This is a genomic window from Sphingorhabdus sp. EL138 (assembly GCF_945882965.1).
Lineage (GTDB): Bacteria > Pseudomonadota > Alphaproteobacteria > Sphingomonadales > Sphingomonadaceae > Sphingorhabdus_B.
Genome location: NZ_CAMCWY010000007.1, coordinates 57,128 through 79,737, shown reverse-complemented (window position 1 = coordinate 79,737; position 22,610 = coordinate 57,128). Strand labels below are relative to the sequence as shown.

Genomic DNA, 22,610 nt, shown 5'->3' with positions numbered 1-22,610 from the left:
GACATCAGCTTTATGGCGATCTTCGGCACGGCCAACATGATTTCGCAATCGGTGAATGTCAATATGCCGGACTTGCAGTTGTAGCAATGTTTGCGTTATAACATATGTATGAACAAGCCAATTAAAGTTATAAAAGTCGGCAACAGCGCCGGTATGATTCTTCCCAAAGAGATACTCGCCAAGCTGCGGGTGTCGCTTGGCGACGACCTGTATCTGACGGAAACCGCTAACGGCTTTCACCTTACCCCAAGCGACCTCGGCTTTGAGACAAAGATGGCGTTGGCTGAAACGATCATGCGTGAGGACCGCGACATATTGCGCGTGTTGGCGCAGTAAGGGCCGCAATTGCCACCGGCCATTCGAATTGAGCCCCATTGGCTCGACGCACGCGATGCGCTTGCCATCCACGACCGGCAGATTGCCGAGCATGGCGGGATTAGCGGTGTGCGCGATTCCAACTTGCTGGACTCGGCATTAGGACGACCCGTGAACCAGTGGAATTATGGCACGGACGATCCCGCTGCACTGGCAGCGGCTTATGCTTATGGTGTTGCTCGGAACCATCCTTTTGCCGATGGCAACAAACGCACAGCATGGGTACTTGCGCGTTTGTTTTTGGCGCTCAACGGGCATGCACTGACATTCGACCCACAGGACGCGACACGCATTGTTTTGGCTTTCGCCGAGGGTGAATTGTCCGAAAAAGAACTAACGGCCTGGTTCCGCGATCACCTTGCCTAGGGTAGCAAATCGGCGGGCTGCGTTGGCTCGCTGAGTATCTTTTCCATCCGGCGCCAGCGCTCGGCTTGGTCGGGATTGCCGCGCTCGACATAACCACGCACGAGGTCTTTGCCCCAGCCATAGTTGATAACATAGCTGCGATAATGGTCCGTAAACGCCACCGATTGTCCGGCGCGCGCGGGCGACAAGAGCAGATATTTCAGGGTCAGTTCAAGTGCCTGAGCACGGGATATTTCCCCATCGAGATACATTTTCGCAATGGTCAGGCGCGCGCCCGCGAGCGCTTCGGTCATTTGCTGCATTTCCCAAAAGGCTTGAGCAGAATTGGGATTAAGGCCAGCCATCGGGTACAGAATATCGCGTTCAAATGCCAAGCGTTCCGCGGCTGGAAAGGCGAGATCAATGCCGTAATTGGCGCTGCCTTCGGACAAAACGCTGGTCGGGCTGTAGAGTGGATTAACTTCATATTCCTTCCACCCATTTTTTCGTGCGAGCCGTTCTTCAACCATCAGGTTCAGCACATGGTGGCCCGGATAGCCTTCATGACAGCCCAGATCGACGGCATGGCTGATACGGATCGGCAGGTCGGTATTGATCTGGATCAGGCTTTTATAATTGCCCTTATAATAATTATAGCCTGACCACGGCTTGCCCGTGACAAACTCCATCACGAACGTCTCGCCCGCTGGTAATTGGATATATTGCGCCGTGCGGCGCTTACATTCGGCAATGGCGACATCAAACACCATCTGCAAGCGGTCCTTGGGAATGACATAACGCTCATTAAAGGTATCGACGCGTGCGGCGAGTGGGCCATCACCCGGAATCAGCGTTTCAAGATTGGCCAATATGGCGTCATAATGCGACAGAGGTTTCAAGTCCGGCACCGTTGCAAACTGACCCTGCGCTTCATCATTGAACGAAAATTTCCGCCCCTCAAGCATCCGCAGCCGTGTGTCAGCAGCCACCAGCATGCCGCGCAACGCAACCGCGCGGCGGCGGTCCGATTCGGTGCGTAATGATGGCAAGGCCGCATCAATAGACGCCCTCAGCGCGCGGGCTTCAGCAATTAACTGTGCCAAAGATCGCGGATTTGCTTTAGCTGCTTCTTGCAGCGCGGGTGGGCCGTAATATGCATCGACATATTCCGCTTCATGGGTACCTGCATCAAGCGTCAACCGGATATACGCATCAGAAATATCAGCGATCGATATCGCTGGCGTGGCCACATTTGAAGAGGCTGGGGCCATTGGGGCAATAGTGGCGCAACCCGACGCAAGCAGTATCACCGGAATGATGAGGGAAAATCGCAAGTTCATATCCTGCCTCCAGAATGGGTTTTGTGCGGCGCGGCAAAGCGCAAAACGAGATAGCCTAGAATGGCAGAGAGGATAGACCCCATCAAAACCCCAATTTTGACATCATCCACCTGCTCGGGACCAGTGAAGGCAAGGCCGCCGATAAACAAGCTCATCGTAAAGCCGATACCGCACAGCAAGGCTACACCATATACTTGCGTCCAGCTTGCCTTTGACGGACGCGCGGCAATGCCAAGTTTGACCGCGATCCAGACGCTGGTAAAAATTCCAAGTTGTTTGCCCAAAAACAGGCCCATAGCGATGCCGAGAGGCAGCGGCGCAGCCAATGCCGTAAAGCTGATACCCGCCAAGGAAACGCCCGCATTTGCGAACCCAAAGATCGGTACGATAAGGAAGGCAACTGGCTTCGCCAGCGCATGTTCAAGACGGTGGAGTGCCGAATCTTCCGCGTCAGGTGCCGCGAGTGTTCGGCGGAAGGGAGTAGCAAATGCCGCCATCACGCCCGCAATGGTGGCATGTACGCCGGATAATAATGTCGCATACCATAAAAGGGCCGCGAGGATGAGATAGGGCCAAAGGGCATTTACCCGAAAACGGTTCAGCAGCATCATTGCGACCCAAATGCCACCTGCCGCAGCCAGCGCGACGATGTTCAACTCGGCTGTGTAGAATAAAGCTATGATCGCCACCGCACCCATGTCGTCAACAATAGCAACGGTCGTCAGGAACAGTTTCAGCGAAGCAGGTGCCCGACTGCCCAAAAGCGCAAGCACGCCAATGGCAAAGGCAATGTCGGTAGCAGCCGGTATAGCCCAGCCACGCTGTAATGCAGGATCGCCGCCTGCGACCGCAAGATACACAAACGCGGGAACAGCCATGCCTGCCGCAGCGGCAAGCATTGGAAGCGTGCGGTCGGCCCAAGTCGACAAATGCCCGTCGATAAATTCGCGCTTAATCTCCAGCCCGACGAGCAAAAAGAAAATCGCCATCAGACCGTCATTTGTCCAAAGATGGACGGTCATCGGGCCAAGCTTTGGTGTTAACTCCGGCCCGATTAGCAAATGTAGAAAATCATTATAGTTTTCAGCAATAGCCGAATTGGCAATAATGATAGCCAATGCAGCGGCCGCCATCAACAAAATACCGCCCGCGGCTTCACTCGACAAAAATGCCCGCAATGCAGAGTTTTTGGCGGGTTGTTTTATAGTTTCAATCATCGCCATCCCTTATGGCGAAGCAGCCAAAAGATGGCAAGCAAAGGGGGGAAATAGAGCGATTGCCTTGTTGTGGCATCTTATCTTAGTTTATAGTCCTAGGTAAGAGTGGCGTCGCTCGGCACAGCGGTGGTGCCACGATCACCTTGTCCACCAGTTTCTAAAACCCCGCCTTTATCCTGCCGTCAAATGCCGTTAGGGTGCCATCGTCGATCATGGATATTTATCTTCCCATAGCCAATCTGTCGGTCAACGCGCTGGTGATCATCCTTCTGGGTGGCGGCGTCGGCGTGCTGTCGGGTATGTTTGGCGTCGGTGGCGGCTTCCTGACCACGCCTTTGCTCATATTCTACGGTATCCCGCCAGCGGTTGCCGCGGCGTCCGCATCCACGCAGGTGACAGGGGCCAGCGTCTCGGGCGTATTCGCACATATGAAACGCGGCGGGGTGGATTTTCAGATGGGCGGCGTGCTCGTGGTCGGCGGTATATTCGGCACCGGCGCAGGCGCAGCGATATTTGAAATATTGGAGGCGCTTGGCCAGATCGATACCGTCATCAACATCCTTTATGTGCTGATGTTGGGCAGCATCGGTGGCTTGATGGCCAAAGAAAGCTTAACCAGCGTTCTGGCTGTGCGCGCGGGAAAGCCAGTCGCTGCGGCCAAACGGCGGCATCATCCGTTGGTAGCCAATTTGCCGATGCGCTGGCGTTTCTATCGTTCCGGTCTTTATATTTCGCCTATCGCGCCGTTAATATTGGGTTTTATCACGGGCATTATGACAATGTTGCTTGGCGTGGGCGGGGGCTTCATCATGGTGCCCGCTATGCTCTATCTATTGGGCATGGGCGCGCAGGTAGTGGTAGGGACATCCTTATTCCAGATTTTGTTCGTGACGATGGCATCAACGATGATGCACAGCCTGACCACCAAAGCGGTCGATATTGTTCTGGCCGTTTTCTTGCTCATTGGTAGTGTGACAGGGGCGCAAATCGGCGCGCGTCTGGCGCAATGCATGCGGCCAGAATATCTTCGTCTCTTTCTCGCCGCGATCGTTCTGCTTGTCGCAATCCGTATGGCGCTTGGTCTGGGCTGGCGTCCCGACGAAATCTACACGTTGCAGGCGTTATGATCCGTTTATTCGCCCTGATATTGTTTTTGCTGCCGATGACGGCGAGCGCGCAAAATGTGCCCAAATTGGTGCCTGACGTTTCACAACGGCAAATCAACATCCAGTCGGGATTCACGGGCGCCGAAATGCTATTATTCGGAGCCATCATCTATCCACGCGGCGTCGCGCCAGACGGGCAAGTGGATGTTGCGGTTGTTCTGCGCGGGCCAACTCGGTCGGTAACGTTGCGTGAAAAGCAGAAAATTGCAGGCATCTGGATCAACGCCGACAGCACCGATTTCCGGTCCGTCCCCGCATATTACGCAATAGCATCATCACGTCCGCTCGATCAAATCATCAGCAGCAAAACAGCCGCGATTTACGAGCTTGGCCTTGACCGCCTGCAATTGTCGCCCAGCGGCGAAGTCAACGCCACCGAACAACGCCGCTTTGTCGATGGGCTGGTGGACTTAAATCGCCGCAACGGCCTTTTCCGCCAAGATGCGGGCACGGTCGAGATAACCGATCAGGTGCTGTATCGTGCGCGTCTCAACATTCCGTCCAGTGTTCCGGTCGGTGTGTATACTGCGGAAACTTTGCTCATTCGCGATGGCCGAGTCATTGTGGCCGATGATAATGTTGAAGTCCGCATCCGCAAAACAGGGTTCGAACAATTGGTCACCGTATTGGCGCAAGACTATGCCCTTTTTTACGGCGCGATGGCGGTACTTGTATCGTTGCTACTTGGTTGGTTTGCCGGATTTGTCTTCAACCGGCTCTGATTTTTAAAACGATCTAACGCCTTTTAGTTGCCCGACCTTTCTCCTGTTGCGCTGGTAAATATATTTTTACCTTCTTGGCCTATTGCCCGACGCTTCTTTATGAAAGAGGCGGAAACTTTATGGACATTTCGGTATATCGGCAGACCGATGGGATAGGCCGCCCAGATCAATCGGCACCTTTGCCCATAGCCGCACCGGTGGACGCCCCAGTCGTTGACGCAACGCTCAACCCTATTGGCTTCGTCATGGAGATTTCGGGTTCGCAGTCACAAGTGACGCTTGATGCCGCCTTGTTGACAAGCCTCAGCGCGCATAGTGACGCAAGCATCGCGATGTCAGGGCAAGTCGGCAGTCAGATTAAAATCCGCGTCGGTAATATCTGGCTTCTTGCCAACATTCGTACGCAAAAAATGCACGAGCGCGACCATAAAATCATCACGGCGCAAGTCGATTTCCTCGGCGAAGGCGATGAGGAAAAGCTGACGGGCAAGATTTACAATTTCCGGCGCGGGGTAACGCGCTATCCGGTCCCTGGCAGCGAAGTATTTGCGGTTTCCAGCACCGACCTCAAACAAGTCTATGCCGCCGACGCGCGGGCAAATGTCGAGATTGGCACGGTGTTTCCGACGAAGGATATTCGCGGCGCGCTCTATGTTGATGCCATGCTTGGCAAGCATTTTGCGCTGCTGGGTTCAACCGGTCCGGGTAAGCCGACCGGCGCGGCGCTGATTTTGCACAAGATCTGCGACATCGCGCCAGAAGGGCATATCGTGATGATTGACCCGCATGGGGAATATAGCGCCGCGTTTAAAAATAATGGCGCTCTGTTCGACGTCAACAACCTAGCCGTGCCCTATTGGATGATGAATCTCGCCGAACATTGCGAAATTTTCGTCACTTCCGATGGCGACGACAGGCAAACAGATTACGATATTCTCGCCAAATGCCTTCGCCAAGCGCGGTCAAAAAACCGGATTGCCGAGACGATTGGCAAGCTGACGGTTGACGCCCCTATTCCCTACCTCCTGTCCGATTTAACGAACATCATTCAAAATGAAATGGGACGGCTCGACAAGGCGACATCGTCTGCTCCATTCATGCGGTTGAAGAACAAAATTGACGAGTTAAAGCCAGACCCGCGTTACAATTTCATGTTCTCAGGCATGCTTGTTGGGGATACGATGGCAGAGTTTGTCGGCAAGATTTTCCGGCCGCCTTCATATGGCAAGCCCATTTCCATCATCGACGTTTCGGGCGTGCCGTCGGACATCACCTCGACAGTTGTTGCTGTGCTCTCGCGCCTCGTATTTGACTATGCCCTGTGGTCACGCAACGAACCGCAAAGGCCCATCTTACTCGTTTGTGAAGAGGCGCACAGATATATCCCGTCGGAACATCTGTCGAAAGACAGCGCCGTGCGCTCCATCCTTGAAAGAATTGCCAAGGAAGGCCGTAAATATGGCGTATCGCTGGGCCTGATTACGCAGCGGCCCTCAGATTTGGCAGAAGGCGTGCTGTCGCAATGCGGCACAATCATTTCGATGCGTTTGAATAACGAGCGCGACCAAGCCTTTGTTCGCGCCGCAATGCCCGAAGGCGCGCGAGGCTTCCTCGACTCTATCCCCGCGCTGCGAAACCGCGAATGCATTATCTGCGGCGAAGGCGTCAGCATTCCCATCCGCGTTGCGCTCGATACTCTCGAAGAAGAAAAGCGCCCTGCTTCGGACGATCCGCTGTTTAGCCAGTTGTGGCAGGAAACGGGCGGAGAGGCCGAGATGCTGCAACGCGTGGTCAGAAGGTGGCGCGCGCAAGGCCGGTAAGGCCTGCCTCGCTTTTGCAGTGTAGAGATTGCCGAGAGGCCTTCAGTTGGATACGCGCGCCCTGCCCAGAAAGGACAGCGCGAAAGGCAATAATGCCCGATGTCTGCACGGCGCATTGGCGGAAAGCGAGTAGTGTAAAGCGGGGTTTCTAAAACCAAGACCATCCTTATTCGTTAAGGTTGGGCCTTAGATATTGCCGTGCACGATCCATATCCAACCCACGGCGCGCCGCATAATCCAACACCTGATCATCACCAATACGCGCAACGCCAAAATATTCAGATTGCGGGTGGCCAAAATACAGCCCGCTCACCGCGGCGGTCGGTAACATGGCAAAGCTTTCAGTCAACGTGATGCCAGTTGCATGCGTCGCATCCAGCAGGTCAAACAATGTCGGCTTCAGGCTGTGGTCTGGACAGGCGGGATAGCCCGGGGCTGGCCGAATGCCGCGATATTCCTCGCGGTTCAGAGCCTCGGGCGTGAATTGTTCTTCAGGGGCATAGCCCCACAGATCCTTGCGAACATGTTCGTGCATCCGCTCGGCAAAGGCCTCCGCCAACCGGTCGGCCAACGCCTTGAGCATGATGTCCGAATAATCGTCGATATTGGCTTTGAACTGCGCCAAATGCGTCTCAATGCCGTGGCCAGTGGTCACCGCAAAGCCGCCAATCCAGTCGCCATCGCGGCTGATGAAATCGGCAAGGCACATGTTCGCTTTGCCTGCGCGCTTGGTAATTTGTTGTCGCAAGAACGGCAGGCGCACATGCGCCTCAGTCTGTTCGCAATAGACAAGCACATCATCGCCATCACGCCGACAGGGCCAAAGGCCCGCAACGCCCTTTGCGCGCAGCCATTTTTCGTTGATGATCTTGTCGAGCATCGCATTGGCATCGGCAAATAGGCTGGTTGCGCTTTGGCCCACAATTTCATCGGTCAAAATCGCCGGAAAATTGCCATGCAATTCCCACGCACGGAAAAACGGGGTCCAGTCGATATAGTTGCGCAGGTCGGCCAAGTCCCAGTCATCATAGACATGGACACCGGGCTTTTGCGGCGCGGCTGGATTCATGCTTTCGTCGATTTCAAATGCGTTCGCGCGGGCTTCTTCCAGCGTGGCGAGTGGCTTTGCGGTCTTACCAGCGCGCGCTTCGCGGATCTGGCTGTATTCGGCGCGGGTGTCGGCAACAAACTTGTCCGCCATCGTATCGCTAACCAATGTGCCCGCAACACCGACAGCGCGCGACGCGTCGAGCACATGGATGACGGGACCGGAATAGACAGGCTCAATACGTAAGGCCGTGTGTGTTTTCGACGTCGTTGCGCCGCCAATCATCAGCGGCATTGACATGCCTGCTTTTTCCATTTCCTCGGCAACGGTCACCATTTCGTCAAGCGAAGGGGTGATAAGGCCCGACAGCCCGATTATATCGGCATCATGTTCGACCGCCGCTTGCAAAATTGTCGGCCACGGGACCATGACGCCCAGATCAACAATCTCAAAGCCATTACATTGCAGGACAACGCCGACAATGTTCTTGCCAATATCATGCACGTCGCCCTTCACGGTCGCCATGATGATCTTGCCCTTGCCCTTGGCGCCCGCCTCTTTTTCCGCCTCAATATATGGGAAGAGATGCGCGACTGCTTTCTTCATGACGCGCGCGGACTTCACCACTTGCGGCAGGAACATGCGGCCCGACCCGAACAGGTCGCCAACGACGTTCATACCGTCCATCAACGGTCCTTCGATCACTTCGATGGGGCGACCGCCTGCTTCCTTGATCGCAAGCCGTGCTTCTTCGGTGTCATCGACGATATGCGCGTCAATGCCTTTGACCAAGGCATGCTCCAACCTTTTGGTCACGGGCCAGCCCCGCCATTCAGCCTCGGCCTTTTCCTGTGCCACGTCAGTCCCGCGATATTTCTCGGCAAGCGCAATCAGGCGCTCAGTCGCATCGGGGTCGCGATTGAGGATCACATCTTCGCAGGCGACACGCAGTTCCGTGTCAATATCATCATAGATATCAAGCTGCCCTGCATTGACGATGGCCATATCAAGCCCTGCAGGGATGGCGTGATAGAGAAAGATCGAGTGCATCGCGCGGCGCACGGGTTCATTGCCACGGAAACTGAACGACAGGTTGGAAAGCCCGCCCGAATAATGCGCGTGCGGGCACAAGACGCGCAGTTCCTTTATCGCCTCGATAAAGTCGACGCCGTAATTATTATGCTCCTCAATGCCCGTGGCCACCGCAAAGATGTTGGGGTCGAAAATTATGTCCTCGGGCGGAAAACCGATACCAATCAGCAAGTCATACGCTCGTTTGCAAATCTGCACCTTGCGTGCTTGCGTGTCGGCTTGGCCAGTTTCATCGAAAGCCATGACAACGACCGCAGCGCCATAAGCCATGCACAAGCGCGCGTGGTGCAAAAACGCCTCTTCGCCTTCTTTCATCGAAATCGAATTCACGATGGGCTTGCCCGAAACGCATTTCAGCCCAGCCTCAATCACGCTCCATTTGGAACTGTCGATCATTAACGGCACGCGGGCGATGTCGGGTTCTGCCGCGATGCGCTTGATGAAAGTGGTCATCGCTTCATGCGCGTCCAGCAGGCCTTCATCCATGTTGATGTCGATAATCTGCGCGCCATTTTCGACTTGGTCGCGCGCAACCTCAACGGCAGCTTCATAATCGCCAGCAAGGATCAGTTTTTTGAACTTGGCACTGCCAGTGACATTGGTGCGCTCGCCGATATTGACGAAGCGGGAAGAGGAAATAATGGGGGACATTTTTGTTCTGCTTTATAAGGCTTAGGCGGCCATGATGAAGGGTTCGAGCCCCGCTAGCCGTGTCACTATATCCGCCTTGGGAATGGCACGTGGCGCACGGTCCGCAGCCGCCTTGGCGATTGCGGCGATATGCGCAGGCGTGGTGCCACAACAGCCGCCGACGATATTCACCAGCCCATCGTCAAGCCATTGGCCAATCAATTGCGCCGTGGTCTCAGGCAGTTCATCATATTCGGCAAGATCATTAGGCAGGCCTGCGTTCGGATATGCCATGACCAGCGTATCGGCTTGCTTGGACAATGCGGCCAGATGCGGACGCAGCAGATCTGCACCGAACGAACAATTCAACCCGATTGTCAGTGGTTTGACATGCCGGATCGCAGCCCAGAATGCTTCTACCGTATGGCCGGACAGATTACGGCCGGCCATGTCAGTGATGGTCATCGATATCATCAACGGCACATCGCGCCCGCAGGCCGCAGCAGCCTCTTGCGCAGCCATCGCAGCACATTTGGCGTTGAGCGTGTCGAAGATGGTTTCGATCAACAGGAAATCGACGCCGCCTTCGATCAGCGCGTCGCATTGTTCGCGATAGACTTCTTTCAGATAGTCGAAGTCTATTTCACGATAGCCCGGATCGTTGACGTCGGGCGACAAGGACAAGGTTTTATTGGTTGGGCCAACCGATCCAGCGACGAACCGCTTTATGCCATCCTTCGCCTCCACAGCCTCGCAACACGCGCGGGCGAGCTTCGCCGACTCTATGTTGAGCTGCCGCACCAAATGTTCGCAGCCATAATCGGCCATGCTGATCTTGGTTGCGCTGAAGGTGTTGGTCTCGATCATATCAGCACCCGCCTCCAGATAGGCGCTATGGATTGCGCCAACGACATCAGGACGGGTGATAGACAACAGGTCGTTATTGCCCTTTTGATCATGCGTCAGCTCAAGGTCGCCGCGATAATCAGCCTCAGACAATTTATAACCTTGGATCGCAGTGCCATAGCCACCGTCGAAAACGAGTATCTGTTGTGCCGCACGGGCGACAAAGGTTTCTCGCGCGCTCATGCTGCTGCCTTTTGTGCTACAGTGGCTGGCCGCTTGCCCAGTAAATGGCAAATCGCGTAGGACAATTCCGCGCGGTTCAGGGTGTAGAAATGAAATTCCCGGACGCCGCCTGCATATAATTTCCCGCACATTTCTGCCGAGACAGTGGCGGCCACCAATTGCCGTGCGGACGGATGGTCATCCAATCCATTGAACACATCCGCCATCCAGTTGGGAATAGCTGTGCCCGTCAACTGCGACATGCGCGTAATCGCCGCAAAGTTCGACACTGGCATAATACCCGGCACGATCTCCGCATCGATGCCGGCCGCAGCAGCCGCATCGCGGAAACGGAAGAAAGTTTCGGGTTCAAAAAAGAATTGCGTAATCGCGCGGCTGGCACCGGAGCCCAGCTTGCGCTTCAAAAAATCAATGTCTGACGCAGCAGACAAGGCCTCTGGATGGGTTTCGGGATAGGCGCTGACCGATATTTCAAACGGGTGCAGTTTGCGCAAACCTTCGACCAGTTCCGCAGCGCTGGCATAGCCGTCGGGATGCGGCACAAATTGTCCGTCGGAGCCTGGCGCGTCCCCGCGCAGCGCGACGATATGGCGGACCCCTGCTTCCCAATAGGCGTTGGCGACATCGGCAATTTCGCCCTTGGATGCCTCGACGCAGGTTAAATGCGCGGCCGCCGGAATATCGGTCTCGCGGGCAATGCGCGCCACTGTGTTATGTGTGCGTTGGCGGGTTGTGCCGCCTGCACCATAAGTGACCGAAACAAAGCGTGGACCCAACGGTGAGAGAGTGACGACCGATTCCCATAATTGCTCTTCCATCTTTTCCGTTTTGGGCGGGAAGAATTCGAAACTGATCTCGCAATTACCGGCAAGCTCAGCAAAAAGGGGGGAGGCAACAGCTCGGCTTGCCTCCTGCATCTGTGCAAGGGGAAGAATCATGCGACAATCCTTAAATTGTTTTTTGGGCTGATATTATCTGCCGGACGCGGCTGCAAGGCAGACAGCTTTTCGCCCATCCAGACTTTAACCACCAGTTCGCCAGCCTCAAGCGCAGTTTGGTGCACCATCTGCAGGCCGTGACTGATAAATGCTTTTCGCATGAAATCATCGGAAAAGCCTAGCCGGGCATGGGCATGTACCGTGCGTAACTCCTCCAGATCGTGCGCTGCAAAATCAACGATGACGAGCCGGCCACCCGGCGCAAGCGTGCGGATCGCTTCGGCGATAACGGCTTCGGGGTGCTGCGCATAATGCAGGACCTGGTGGAAGATGACGGTGTCGAATTCACCATCCCCCAGTGGCAACATGTTAAAGTCGCCAAGCTTTATGTCGATTTTACTCGCGGTCTCCGGGTGTAAGTTGGCAATTTTTGCGCGTGCAAGCCGAAGCATTTCTGGGCTGCTATCGATCGCCACAAGTCGGCTGGAATCCGCCGCAAACAATTCGACAATGCGCCCCGTGCCCGTGCCGACATCAAGGACTTGGCCTAATGGTGCACTGTGCAGAACTTGCGCCAAGCGTGCTTCAACTTCCGAATCGGCAATGTGCAATGATCTGAGCGAGTCCCACTCTTCCGCATGCGCCGCAAAATAATGTGCCGCCATGTCCGTGCGCGCGTTGCGGACTTCATCAAGTCGAAGCAGGTCCCGCTGGAACGCCTTTGCCTGCGACACATCCGCCTCTGCCAATAATGATGAAAGCGGGCCGTTCGTTAACAGGCCGCTTGGCCTCAGGAATACCCAGCTTCCCTCCTTACGACGCTCCAAAAGCCCAGATTCATCCAAAATCCGGATATGCCGGGAAACGCGCGGCTGACTCTGGTCGAGTATCTGGACCAACTCGCCCACAGACAGCTCCAGCCGAAGCACCAGAAACACGATTCGTAACCGCGTAGGATCGGCTAAAGCCCGCATGATATTTAACAAACTGATCATTTGAAATAGATATAAAGAATTCTTTATATAAAGTCAACCCGCACAAATTAGCCATATTTTCTACTGTTATAGTAGACATAAGCCCCAAACAGCTATGCAACATATTGTCAGAATGAAAAAGCGCATTGCCAGCGAATTATGAACGGGCTAGAGGGCTTTTCGCAGGCAAGCTGCAAGTATTGTAGCGTGCCTGTCAGGTTTTCATAAGTTTTGCTAGGGGGTTTCCCATATGAAGAAAATTGCTGTATCTCTCGTTCTTGCCGCTTCGCTCGGTTTGGCCGCTTGCTCAGGTGCTGAAGAAGCAACCACAGAAGCAACCACAGAAGCAACCACAGAAGCTGCTGATGCCGCTGTTGAAGGCGCTGAAGTAGCTACCGATGCTGCTGCTGCAACTGAAGCCGCTGCAACCGACGCTGCTGCAACTGACGCTGCTGCACCTGCCGATGCGGCCGCTGCTGCTGGTGCACCTGCAGAAGCTGCGAAAGAAGCTGCGAAGTAATATTCGCGCTTTCTAAGCGAAAGCATTTTGAAAAGGGCTGTCCTGTTTACAGGGCGGCCCTTTTCTTTGTCTGCGGCAATTTCTATGTCGGGGGCCCTTTTCCTTATCGGCGGTAACGGGCTGGACCATGTCTTTGGCAACCCGAATGCGCGGCTATGATTATTGTCCGTGATATGTGGCGATCGTACGCGACACGAACTGCATGAATGACATGCGTTGCGGAATAGGCGCGGTTGTGCTGCCCATCATAACGGCCACGGCATAGCGCGTGCCGTCAGGCGCCGTCATTATCCCGATATCATTATAGCCCGTTGAAACCGGAGGCAGAATTTGCCCTGTCCCCGTCTTGTGTACAAACTGCCAACCTGCTGGCACACCAGCCCTCAACCGGTTTGGACCGCTGGATGTGCGTGACATTATCCCCAAAATTAGGCGCGTCGATGAAGCAGAGAGCAGCTCGCCTTTAGCCAATTTCGCAAGCGCACGGACTATCGCCTCGGGACTTGCGCCGTCGACGGGATCAGCAAGATAGCGATCTAACGCTGCTTTGCGCGTCGCCGCTGGAACCTCTGCACGCGCAGCGTAAAAGCGGCGTCCAATGGCATATTCTTGACGCCACTCCAGCCCGGCTATCGCGCTTTGCATCAAACGCTCACCAGGACCAAAACGGATGGCACCCAGTTTTTTGCGCAGCAGGAAATTCTGCACAGCCTGCGGACCACCTGCTGTACGCAACAGAGAATCATTGGCGGTGTTGTCGCTGCCGATAATCGCTTGTTCGAGCAGCGAGAGCACCGTCACTTCGATCTCGCCATTGGCGATAACGCGATCGCGAATGGGTTGATGAAAGACCGCAAGGTCATCGCGCGTAATACGTACTTTTTGGTCCAGCCGAAGCTTATTTTGGTCGACCAAGTCCAAAATCGTCAGCGCCACCCATGTTTTGGATACGCTTTGCTGGGGAAATAGCGCGTCAACGCGTTTGCCGGTTAGCCATTCGCCACCATCGATACGCATAATAGCTACGCCTGTGCGGCCTGGGAAAATACGCCATTGGTCGTTCAGCAGATTTTCAAGTCCCAAAGGTGCGCGGACCACCGCTGGGCGGACTTGAGCGGCTGGTGCAGCTTGCTTTTGCGCGGGCAGCGCGATTGGCGCTGGCTGTGTTCGTGATGGTGCGCGCTCTGCAGCGACACATGCCGACAGCACGGACAGCATAGCCAATGAGATTATGCTTTTGCGACGCGCGCCTTGAACGCATGTTTCCCAAGTTTTTGCTATTTGCACCATGCAGAAGTGATAAAGCAGCCCCTGGGTGGAGAACAGCGATTACAGATATATTGCGACGAACGATTCTTCAGCGTCGACGAAATGAGGAAGTATGGCCCAGCAGGGTTGAAATTGGTTACTATTGACGCAAAATTGGTCGGGCCGATTAAATAGCCTATCCGCGACCGCGATAGGGCTGAACACCTTGGTCGGGCAACCACAGACCCTTGGGCGGTTCGCCGGATTGCCAGAACACATCAATCGGGATGCCGCCGCGCGGATACCAATAGCCACCAATGCGTAACCAATGCGGTTTCATCTCCGAGAAAAGACGCTGGCCGATGCCAACGGTGCAATCTTCATGGAAAGCAGCGTGGTTACGGAATGAACCCAAAAACAGCTTCAACGATTTCGATTCGACGATCGTCACATTTGGCGCATAATCGATGACCAAATGCGCAAAGTCCGGCTGCGCCGTAACCGGGCAAAGCGACGTGAATTCAGGCACGGCAAAGCGCGCAAGATACAGCGTGTCCGGGCGCGGATTAGGAACATAATCAAGTTGCGCCTCTTCAGGCGTTTGGGGAAGCGCGCTTTGCGCACCAAGAAATTTGGGCTTTAATGTGTCAGTCATGATCGCGCATTTAGCGGTTTCGCCGCGCGAAGCAAACGAGTGATGTCAGATATCGCCAATGGATTGGGAATAAATAGGTCCTGACCCTAAGCCCCGTCTTTCTTGAAACCCTGTATCGCCCTTGCATGCGCGCCGCGCTATAGCCCCGCTATGACCATTCTCATTCCCATATTTGGTGACCAGCTAAGCCATGGCCTGTCTTCTTTGGCTGGGCAGGACAAAAAAGCATGCGTCATCTTGATGGCGGAGGTGGACGAAGAAACTGAATATGTGCCGCACCATAAATCCAAAATGGCGTATATTCTGTCCGCCATGCGCCACCATGCTGAGGATCTGCGCAGCGCAGGTTGGACCGTCGATTACGTAAAACTGACCGAGGCCGAAAACAGCGGTAGCTTCACCGGCGAAGTTGCGCGCGCAATTGAGCGGCACAAAGTCTCCACACTGCGCGTGACTGAGGCGGGCGAATGGCGCGTAAAGGCCATGCTCGATAGCTGGCCCGACCGTTTTGATATTCCGGTGACAATCCTGCCCGACGACCGGTTTTTGTGCACGCATGGCGAATTTGAAAACTGGGCCAAAGACCGCAAGCAGTTGCGCATGGAGTATTTTTATCGCGATATGCGCCGCAAGTCCGGCCTGCTCATGAACGGAGATGCGCCCGAAGGTGGGCAATGGAATTTTGACGCAGAGAACCGCAAGCCCGCCAAGCGCGATCTGACGATGCCAAAGCCCCTGCATTTTGCGCCCAATGTCGTGACGCAAGACGTCATCGAGATGGTAGAGAGCCGTTATGGCGACAATATCGGACAGACGGCCAATTTTGGCTTTGCCGTGACCCGTGAAGATGCGTTGAAGCAGCAAAAGCATTTCCTGGCGCATGCTTTGCCGAATTTTGGCGATTATCAGGACGCGATGCTTACTGGCGAGCCGTTTTTATGGCACTCGATCCTCTCGCCTTATATCAATTCCGGCTTGCTTGACCCACTTGAGCTGTGCCGCGCGGTTGAGGTGCAATATCAGGCGGGAAAGGTTCCGATCAACGCCGCCGAGGGCTTTATTCGCCAAGTCATTGGCTGGCGCGAATATGTACGCGGAATTTATTGGTATGCTGGCCCCGAATATGTCGAGAGCAACGCCCTTGACGCAACGCGGCTACTGCCCGAATTTTACTGGACGGGCAAAACCGACATGCTTTGCCTGTCGCAAGCCATTGGCCAGACAATCGCGCATAGCTACGCGCATCATATCCAGCGACTGATGATCACCGGCAACTTCGCTCTGCTGGCAGGGCTTAACCCCAAGCAAGTGCATTTATGGTATCTCGCGGTCTATGCCGATGCCTATGAATGGGTGGAATTGCCCAACAGCCTTGGGATGAGCCAGTTTGCCGATGGCGGCATGTTGGCGTCAAAACCTTATGCGGCAAGCGGTGCCTATATCAACCGCATGTCCGATTATTGCACAAATTGCCGTTATGACGTCAAGCAACGCGTTGGACCAAAAGCGTGCCCGTTCAACGCGTTATACTGGGAATTCATCGCCCGGAACGCAGGCAAGCTGTGCAAAAACCCACGCATGGCGATGCCATACAAAAATTGGGAGCGGATGGCGGACGCAGATAAAGTAAAGCTTCGCAGCCATGCGCAGCAGTTTCTGGAAACACTTGGATAGTTTGAAAAAGCAGCTTATCCCCTCGCAACAAGAATCACAAATACGGGCAAGGACTAAATCATGGAATTGTTAGTAAGCACCGATTGGTTAGCGAGCGAAATCGGCGCGTCCGACCTTCGCGTGGTCGATGCAACATGGTTCATGCCCGATGCGGGCCGCAATGCGCAGGCCGAATATGAAGGTGGGCATATTCCATCGGCCGTGTTCATGGACCTAGAGGAACTCGCTGACGCAAATAGCAGCCTGCCAAACACTTTGCCGCCGCCTGAAAAATTCGCAAGCCGCATGCAATCGCTCGGGCTTGGGGACGGCAGCCGTATCGTGGTGTATGATGACAGCCCTTTCAAGTCTGCCGCCCGCGCTCGTTGGATGCTCACGCTTTTCGGCGCACATGCTGTGGCAATCCTCGATGGCGGCATTGCCAAATGGAAAGCGGAAGGTCGCCCGCTCGAAACCGGCAAACCCACTTTGCGCCATCGCCACTTTACCGTGTGGAAAGATGACAAGGCCGTGCGTAGCAAGGCTGACCTGCTGGCAAATTTGCATAGCAAGGACGCAGATGTCGTCGATGCGCGCGGTGCTGGCCGCTTTACCGGCGAAGAGGCCGAGCCACGGCCTGAAATGGCGTCCGGGCATATTCCGGGCAGCCGCAACCTGCCTTTTGGGAAGCTATTCAATGCAGATGGCACATGGAAGCGCGGTGATGAACTTGCCCAAGCATATGCCGATGCAGGCGTTGACCTCAGCAAGCCGATGATCACCACCTGCGGTTCAGGCATGACCGCAGCGGTAATCCTGTTCGGCGCGCAGATGACCGGCAAGACGGACGTCGCATTATATGACGGCAGCTGGTCCGAATGGGGCCTCGATAAGGACACCCCAAAAGCGCAGGGTGCGGCTTGAGTTCTGACAAGCCCCAGAAGCCAGCTACCAAAACAGTCACTGCAGGGCGAAGCAGCTCGTTAACCGGCCCAGTCGTCAACGTGCCTGTCTGGCGCGCCAGCACGCATTTATATGAGAACGTAGCTGCGTTGGAGGCAGGCAAGACGGGCAATCAAGACGGCCGCTTTTTCTATGGCCGCCGTGGCTCGCCAACGCAATGGTCGCTGGCCGAAGCGCTCACCGAAATGGAACCCGGCGCGCATGGTACGATGCTATATCCATCGGGTGTAGCCGCCATTGCTTGCGCGTTACTGTCCGTTTTGAAGAGCGGTGACGTCCTGTTAATGACCGACAATGCTTATGACCCAAGCCGTTCGTTGGCGGACGGTTTTTTGAAGCGTTTCGGTGTGGAAACACGCTATTTCGATCCGCTTACCGCTGATTATGACACGCTGTTTTGTGGTCGCACCAAAGCGACCTTGTTGGAGTCGCCGGGAAGCCTGACCTTTGAGGTTCAAGACATTCCCGCCATTTGCGCAGCGGCCAAAAAACACAATATTGTCACTTTGCTCGATAACACTTGGGCGACATCTTATTTCCACACTGCGCTCGACAAGGGCGTTGATATGGCGATCCTATCGTGCACCAAATATATTGTGGGCCATAGCGACGTCATGATGGGCAGCGTCACCACGCATGCAAAATATTGGCCGCGATTGCGCCAAACCGCGCAGCAACTTGGCCAGACAGTGTCACCCGACGATGCCTATCTCGCCAGTCGCGGCCTGCGGACATTGTCGGTGCGGATGAAGGCACATGAGGCCTCCGCACTAAAGATCGCCACATGGTTACATACACAGCCAGATGTTGCGGGGGTATTCCACCCCGCGCTGCCCGACTGTCCGGGGCATAACATTTGGAAGCGCGACTTTACTGGCGCGTCGGGCCTGTTCTCGTTCATCTATAAAGGTGACGCCGCAACCGCAGCCACCTTTGTAGATGCACTCGGCCTATTCGGCATTGGCTATAGCTGGGGCGGCTTTGAAAGCCTTGCTTTGCCCGTCTACCCGGAAAAATACCGGTCAGCAGTGCCTTGGGACAAGGAAGGCACCCTCATCCGCTTGCAAATCGGGCTGGAAGATACCGACGATTTGATAGCTGATCTTGCGGCAGCCTTTATTGCGGCACGCCTTGCGTAAGCCTCAGCGTGTCGGCACGGGCACGTCCCCAGAATAATCGTAAAATCCGCGCTTCACCTTGCGGCCATACCATCCGGCCTCAACATATTTTTGCAGCAAGGGCGCAGGACGGAACTTTGGGTCGCCCGTCGATTGAAACAGCACATTGGTGATTTCAAGACAGGTATCGAGCCCGATAAAATCCGCCAAGGTCAACGGCCCCATGGGGTGATTGAGGCCAAGCTGGCAGGCGGTATCAATATCGCACATGTTGGCAACGCCTTCGCCAAGCGCAAAGATGGCTTCGTTGATCATAGGCATCAACACGCGGTTGACGATAAAGCCCGGCGCATCATTGGCAAAAACCAATTGCTTGCCAAGCGCTTCGCCATATTGGCGCACAACGTCGACGGTGGCGTCCGTCGTCGCAAGCCCACGGATGATTTCAATCAGGCCCATGACGGGCACGGGATTGAAGAAATGGACGCCAATAAAGCGTTTCGGGTCAGGCGACGCCTGCGCCAAACGGGTAATCGGGATGGACGATGTGTTCGATGCCAATACAGCCTGATGGCCAAGGATTTTGCCCACAGCCTCAAATATCTTGCGCTTGATGTCCTCGCGCTCCGTCGCCGCTTCGATGATCAGCCCAGCATCTGCCATCGGTTCATAGCTGGCGACAGGCTCAATCCGCGACAACATTGTGTCGGCCTCGACCTGCCCCATTTTCTCTTTGGCGACCAAACGGGCCAAGGCGCTAGCAATGCTGGCTTTGCCAGCTTCGGCCTTGGCCAGATCAAGGTCGGACAGATAGACATGGTAGCCAGCAGCAGCGCTCACTTGCGATATGCCTGCACCCATTTGACCCGCCCCGATAACACCAACTGCACGCATTTTTTCACTCCGATTTTGCATATCTCCGGGCTCTAGCGAACCCCAGGCCCAAGCGCCAGCCTTGCGCTTGTCTTATGCCTTTGGCACGCGCACCGGCAAGGGCATCGCAAGCTTGGGCTAGCGTTTCCATCGAATTCCACTTAAGCACGGCGTAAATCCTCCAGAATCAAGGCAGAAAGTCGTTTAGCCATGTCCACACCCGTTCGTCATGCACCGCTTAAAGTGGGCCTCGCTGGACTTGGAACCGTGGGCAGTGGTGTCATTCGCCTGATTGAAGAAAATGCGGCGCTTATTGCACGCAGGGCCGGCCGCGAGATTAAGATTGTAGCTATCACCGCGCGTGACCGGACACGGGATCGCGGCGTTGATCTGTCGCCTTATCGCTGGGTCGACGACATGGGTGCGCTTGCGACCGCGGAAGATATTGACGTTGTGGTTGAGCTCGTCGGGGGATCCGATGGTCCTGCCCTGACCTTGGCCCGTGAAACTTTGTCCAACGGACGCGCTTTGGTGACCGCCAACAAGGCGATGATCGCGCATCATGGTTTCGAGCTTGCGGCATTGGCGGAGAACAAGCAGGCGGCGCTGAAATTTGAAGCGGCTGTTGCCGGAGGTATTCCTGTCATTCAAGGTCTGCGCGATGGTGCAGCCGCCAACCGCATTGACCGAGTCTATGGCATTCTCAATGGCACATGTAATTTCATCCTGTCCAGTATGGAGCGCGACGGGCTGGATTTTGCGCAGGTTCTTGCCGATGCGCAGGCCAAGGGCTTTGCCGAAGCCGATCCGTCGTTCGACATTGACGGGATCGATGCTGCGCATAAGCTTTCCATTCTTGCGTCGTTAAGCTTTGGCTCTGTCATCGACTTTGGCGGAGTTGAGGCGCGCGGCGTGCGCAAAATCCTAGCGGCCGACATCGCGCAGGCCAAAACCTTGGGCTATCGTATACGGCTGATTGGCCTTGCTGAAATTGACGGCGACAATGGATCGTCGACTATTTTTCAGCGTGTTGAGCCGTGCCTTGTGCCTTTAAGCCACCCGCTCGCAGTTGTCACAGGCGCAACCAACGCCGTCGTCGCAGAGGGCAATTTCTCGGGCCGTTTGCTGTTCCAAGGCGCAGGTGCAGGCGACAAGCCAACAGCATCAGCGGTCGTTGCCGATTTGGTCGATATTGCGCGCAAGGAAACCGGCCCTGCATTCTCCATGCCGTCGGCTGAACTTGAAAAGCTGCCGCGCGCAGCCTCGGCGCACCGGATCAGCAAAACCTATTTGCGCATGTTGGTGGCCGACCGGGTCGGTGTGCTCGCAGAAATCACTGCAGCGATGCGCGATGCGGGGCTGTCGATTGAAAGCCTTATCCAAACCGAGGCAAGTGACGATGGTTCGGCGTTGATTGCCATGGTCACGCATGCCGGGCCAGAACAAGCCATCAGCGATACCATTGGTGCTTTGGCAACCTCGGACAGCTTGCTTGGCGAGCCGATGGTTATGCACATTTTGGGCGAATGATCAGGGCGGGGCGTTCTCGCCGTTGGTGACAATCATATCAGGTTCAGGCAGTCCTTTGAGGACCTCCTCAAGCGGAATGGCGACTATTGGGACATAGCCGAAACTCGCGCTAGCGCCCTTCATGTAAATCTTGCAGTTAGTATCACCGCGCAAACATGCCGGAGGTAGAAAGTACCACGGCAGCAACAAGTAATCTCGACATTTGGCTACACCTTCCCTATCGGAACCGCAGTGCCGACCTAAACGCCCCAGATGCCGAAATTTCTTTCCCCAGAAACCCGATATTTCAAATAGCTAGGAAATTCAGATGACTACCGCAAGCCAAATCCTCGACCGCGTCCTTGTTTTGGAAATGGTGCGCGTGACTGAGGCTGCAGCTATCGCAGCGGCGAAGCTTATTGGTCGCGGCGATGAGAAGGCAGCTGATGCCGCCGCCGTCGAAGCGATGCGCGCCGCCCTGAACGAATTATATATGGATGGAACCGTCGTCATCGGTGAAGGCGAGCGGGACGAAGCGCCGATGTTGTTCATTGGTGAAAAGGTTGGATCGGCGATTGGCACTGGCCCCAAAATTGACATCGCCCTGGATCCTTTGGAGGGCACAACCATCACCGCAAAGGCCGGCCCGAACGCACTGGCCGTTCTGGCTGTGGCCGAAGAGGGCAATCTGTTGAACGCGCCTGATGTCTACATGGACAAGATCGCAATTGGCCCCGGCTATTCCCCCAACATCGTCAACCTCGACAAAACGGTTGCTGAAAATGTGAATGCAGTTGCCAAGGAAAAGGGCGTAGCTCCAGACGAACTTATCGTTTGCGTACTCGACCGCCCCCGCCATGAAAAGCTGATCGCCGAGCTGCGGGCGCTTGGCTGTGGCGTGATGCTGATCCCCGATGGCGACGTTGCGGGTGTCATAGCAACAACCAATCCCGATACCACCGTCGACATCTATATGGGCAGCGGTGGTGCGCCAGAAGGTGTGCTGGCGGCAGCGGCCCTGCGCTGTGTCGGCGGCCAGTTCAAGGGCCGCCTGCTGTTCCGCAACGACGATGAACGGTCGCGCGCGCGCAAATGGGGAATTGAGGATCTCGACAAGATTTACGATCTGGAAGAGCTCGCAAAAGGTGACTGCATTTTTGCAGCGACTGGTGTCACCGACGGTTCGTTGCTCGCTGGCGTCAAAACTTTACGCGATGGCCGGGTCACTACAGAAACCGTCGTGATGCGCGCCTCATCGGGCACCGTCCGCTGGGTCAAGAGCGAGCATCGGAAAGCAGACCATCTCGGCTGATAT

Annotated in this window: 20 protein-coding genes; 11 read left to right on the top strand and 9 right to left on the bottom strand. The window is 55.3% G+C overall.

All coding sequences use genetic code 11. From position 1 onward, the window contains the following. The first annotated feature begins 108 nt into the window (after positions 1-108). Positions 109-336, top strand: coding sequence for an AbrB/MazE/SpoVT family DNA-binding domain-containing protein (locus Q0N43_RS04675; RefSeq protein WP_295443218.1), 228 nt, complete (start codon positions 109-111; stop codon positions 334-336). 9 nt (positions 337-345) lie between these two features. Further along, complete coding sequence (locus Q0N43_RS04670) at positions 346-741, top strand: type II toxin-antitoxin system death-on-curing family toxin (protein ID WP_295443215.1); 396 nt, start codon at positions 346-348, stop codon at positions 739-741. Here the strand turns inward: Q0N43_RS04670 and Q0N43_RS04665 are convergent. After that, the gene (locus Q0N43_RS04665) at positions 738-2,060 is read right to left on the bottom strand and encodes a hypothetical protein (protein ID WP_295443212.1); all 1,323 of its coding nucleotides are present in this window, start codon (positions 2,058-2,060) and stop codon (positions 738-740) included. The two genes, Q0N43_RS04670 and Q0N43_RS04665, sit on opposite strands and share 4 nt — an antisense overlap. After that, positions 2,057-3,277, bottom strand: a complete 1,221-nt coding sequence (gene nhaA, locus Q0N43_RS04660; RefSeq protein ID WP_295443210.1) for a Na+/H+ antiporter NhaA — start codon at positions 3,275-3,277, stop codon at positions 2,057-2,059. The genes Q0N43_RS04665 and nhaA overlap by 4 nt, the downstream gene beginning before the upstream one ends. A gap of 212 nt (positions 3,278-3,489) precedes the next feature. Here nhaA and Q0N43_RS04655 point away from each other — a divergent pair, with 212 nt between their 5' ends. The 3 genes from Q0N43_RS04655 to Q0N43_RS04645 all read left to right on the top strand — a co-directional run bounded on the left by Q0N43_RS04655 (position 3,490) and on the right by Q0N43_RS04645 (position 6,985). Beyond that, positions 3,490-4,404, top strand: a complete 915-nt coding sequence (locus Q0N43_RS04655) for a sulfite exporter TauE/SafE family protein (RefSeq protein ID WP_295443207.1) — start codon at positions 3,490-3,492, stop codon at positions 4,402-4,404. Next, positions 4,401-5,165 carry a TIGR02186 family protein gene (locus tag Q0N43_RS04650; RefSeq protein ID WP_295443204.1) on the top strand — a complete coding sequence of 255 codons (765 nt, stop codon included), beginning with the start codon at positions 4,401-4,403 and terminating at the stop codon, positions 5,163-5,165. Before Q0N43_RS04655 ends, Q0N43_RS04650 begins: the two co-directional genes overlap by 4 nt. A gap of 119 nt (positions 5,166-5,284) precedes the next feature. Continuing rightward, a complete protein-coding gene (locus Q0N43_RS04645; protein WP_295443201.1) occupies positions 5,285-6,985 on the top strand; it encodes a DUF87 domain-containing protein in 1,701 nt (566 codons plus the stop codon). 166 nt (positions 6,986-7,151) lie between these two features. Here the strand turns inward: Q0N43_RS04645 and metH are convergent, their stop codons facing one another. Genes metH through Q0N43_RS04625 form a run of 4 tightly spaced genes read right to left on the bottom strand, consistent with a single transcriptional unit; the run spans position 7,152 to position 12,777 of the window. After that, entirely contained in the window at positions 7,152-9,776 is a 2,625-nt protein-coding gene (gene metH, locus Q0N43_RS04640; protein ID WP_295443198.1) for a methionine synthase, read from the bottom strand. Between the two features lie 21 nt (positions 9,777-9,797). Then, positions 9,798-10,844, bottom strand: a complete 1,047-nt coding sequence (locus tag Q0N43_RS04635; protein WP_295443195.1) for a homocysteine S-methyltransferase family protein — start codon at positions 10,842-10,844, stop codon at positions 9,798-9,800. After that, a complete protein-coding gene (gene metF / locus Q0N43_RS04630; protein WP_295443192.1) occupies positions 10,841-11,782 on the bottom strand; it encodes a methylenetetrahydrofolate reductase [NAD(P)H] in 942 nt (313 codons plus the stop codon). The genes Q0N43_RS04635 and metF overlap by 4 nt, the downstream gene beginning before the upstream one ends. Next, positions 11,779-12,777 (bottom strand): metalloregulator ArsR/SmtB family transcription factor, encoded by a 999-nt coding sequence (locus Q0N43_RS04625; protein ID WP_295443190.1) that lies wholly within the window; start codon positions 12,775-12,777, stop codon positions 11,779-11,781. The genes metF and Q0N43_RS04625 overlap by 4 nt, the downstream gene beginning before the upstream one ends. Positions 12,778-13,006: 229 nt before the next feature. Here Q0N43_RS04625 and Q0N43_RS04620 point away from each other — a divergent pair, with 229 nt between their 5' ends. Further along, a complete protein-coding gene (locus Q0N43_RS04620) occupies positions 13,007-13,276 on the top strand; it encodes a hypothetical protein (RefSeq protein ID WP_295443187.1) in 270 nt (89 codons plus the stop codon). Between the two features lie 159 nt (positions 13,277-13,435). Here Q0N43_RS04620 and Q0N43_RS04615 read toward each other — a convergent pair whose 3' ends face one another. After that, the gene (locus tag Q0N43_RS04615) at positions 13,436-14,494 is read right to left on the bottom strand and encodes a serine hydrolase (RefSeq protein WP_295443305.1); all 1,059 of its coding nucleotides are present in this window, start codon (positions 14,492-14,494) and stop codon (positions 13,436-13,438) included. Between the two features lie 226 nt (positions 14,495-14,720). Beyond that, on the bottom strand, positions 14,721-15,179 hold the full coding sequence (queF, locus tag Q0N43_RS04610; RefSeq protein WP_295443184.1) for a preQ(1) synthase: 459 nt from the start codon (positions 15,177-15,179) through the stop codon (positions 14,721-14,723). Positions 15,180-15,329: 150 nt separating this feature from the next. On the opposite strand from queF, the gene Q0N43_RS04605 reads away from it, so the two are divergent. Genes Q0N43_RS04605 through metC form a run of 3 tightly spaced genes read left to right on the top strand, consistent with a single transcriptional unit; the run spans position 15,330 to position 18,934 of the window. Continuing rightward, positions 15,330-16,853, top strand: a complete 1,524-nt coding sequence (locus tag Q0N43_RS04605) for a cryptochrome/photolyase family protein (RefSeq protein WP_295443181.1) — start codon at positions 15,330-15,332, stop codon at positions 16,851-16,853. Between the two features lie 60 nt (positions 16,854-16,913). Continuing rightward, complete coding sequence (sseA, locus tag Q0N43_RS04600; RefSeq protein ID WP_295443178.1) at positions 16,914-17,756, top strand: 3-mercaptopyruvate sulfurtransferase; 843 nt, start codon at positions 16,914-16,916, stop codon at positions 17,754-17,756. Beyond that, positions 17,753-18,934 carry a cystathionine beta-lyase gene (gene metC / locus Q0N43_RS04595; RefSeq protein WP_295443175.1) on the top strand — a complete coding sequence of 394 codons (1,182 nt, stop codon included), beginning with the start codon at positions 17,753-17,755 and terminating at the stop codon, positions 18,932-18,934. Before sseA ends, metC begins: the two co-directional genes overlap by 4 nt. A 3-nt stretch (positions 18,935-18,937) precedes the next feature. Here metC and Q0N43_RS04590 read toward each other — a convergent pair whose 3' ends face one another. Beyond that, positions 18,938-19,807, bottom strand: a complete 870-nt coding sequence (locus tag Q0N43_RS04590; protein WP_295443172.1) for a 3-hydroxyacyl-CoA dehydrogenase NAD-binding domain-containing protein — start codon at positions 19,805-19,807, stop codon at positions 18,938-18,940. Positions 19,808-19,996: 189 nt separating this feature from the next. Between Q0N43_RS04590 and Q0N43_RS04585 the strand changes: the two genes are divergently transcribed. Together Q0N43_RS04585 and glpX are read left to right on the top strand one after the other, a co-directional pair. Continuing rightward, the gene (locus tag Q0N43_RS04585) at positions 19,997-21,316 is read left to right on the top strand and encodes a homoserine dehydrogenase (protein WP_295443169.1); all 1,320 of its coding nucleotides are present in this window, start codon (positions 19,997-19,999) and stop codon (positions 21,314-21,316) included. A gap of 307 nt (positions 21,317-21,623) precedes the next feature. Further along, positions 21,624-22,607, top strand: coding sequence for a class II fructose-bisphosphatase (glpX, locus tag Q0N43_RS04580; protein ID WP_295443166.1), 984 nt, complete (start codon positions 21,624-21,626; stop codon positions 22,605-22,607). The last annotated feature ends 3 nt before the right edge of the window (positions 22,608-22,610 follow it).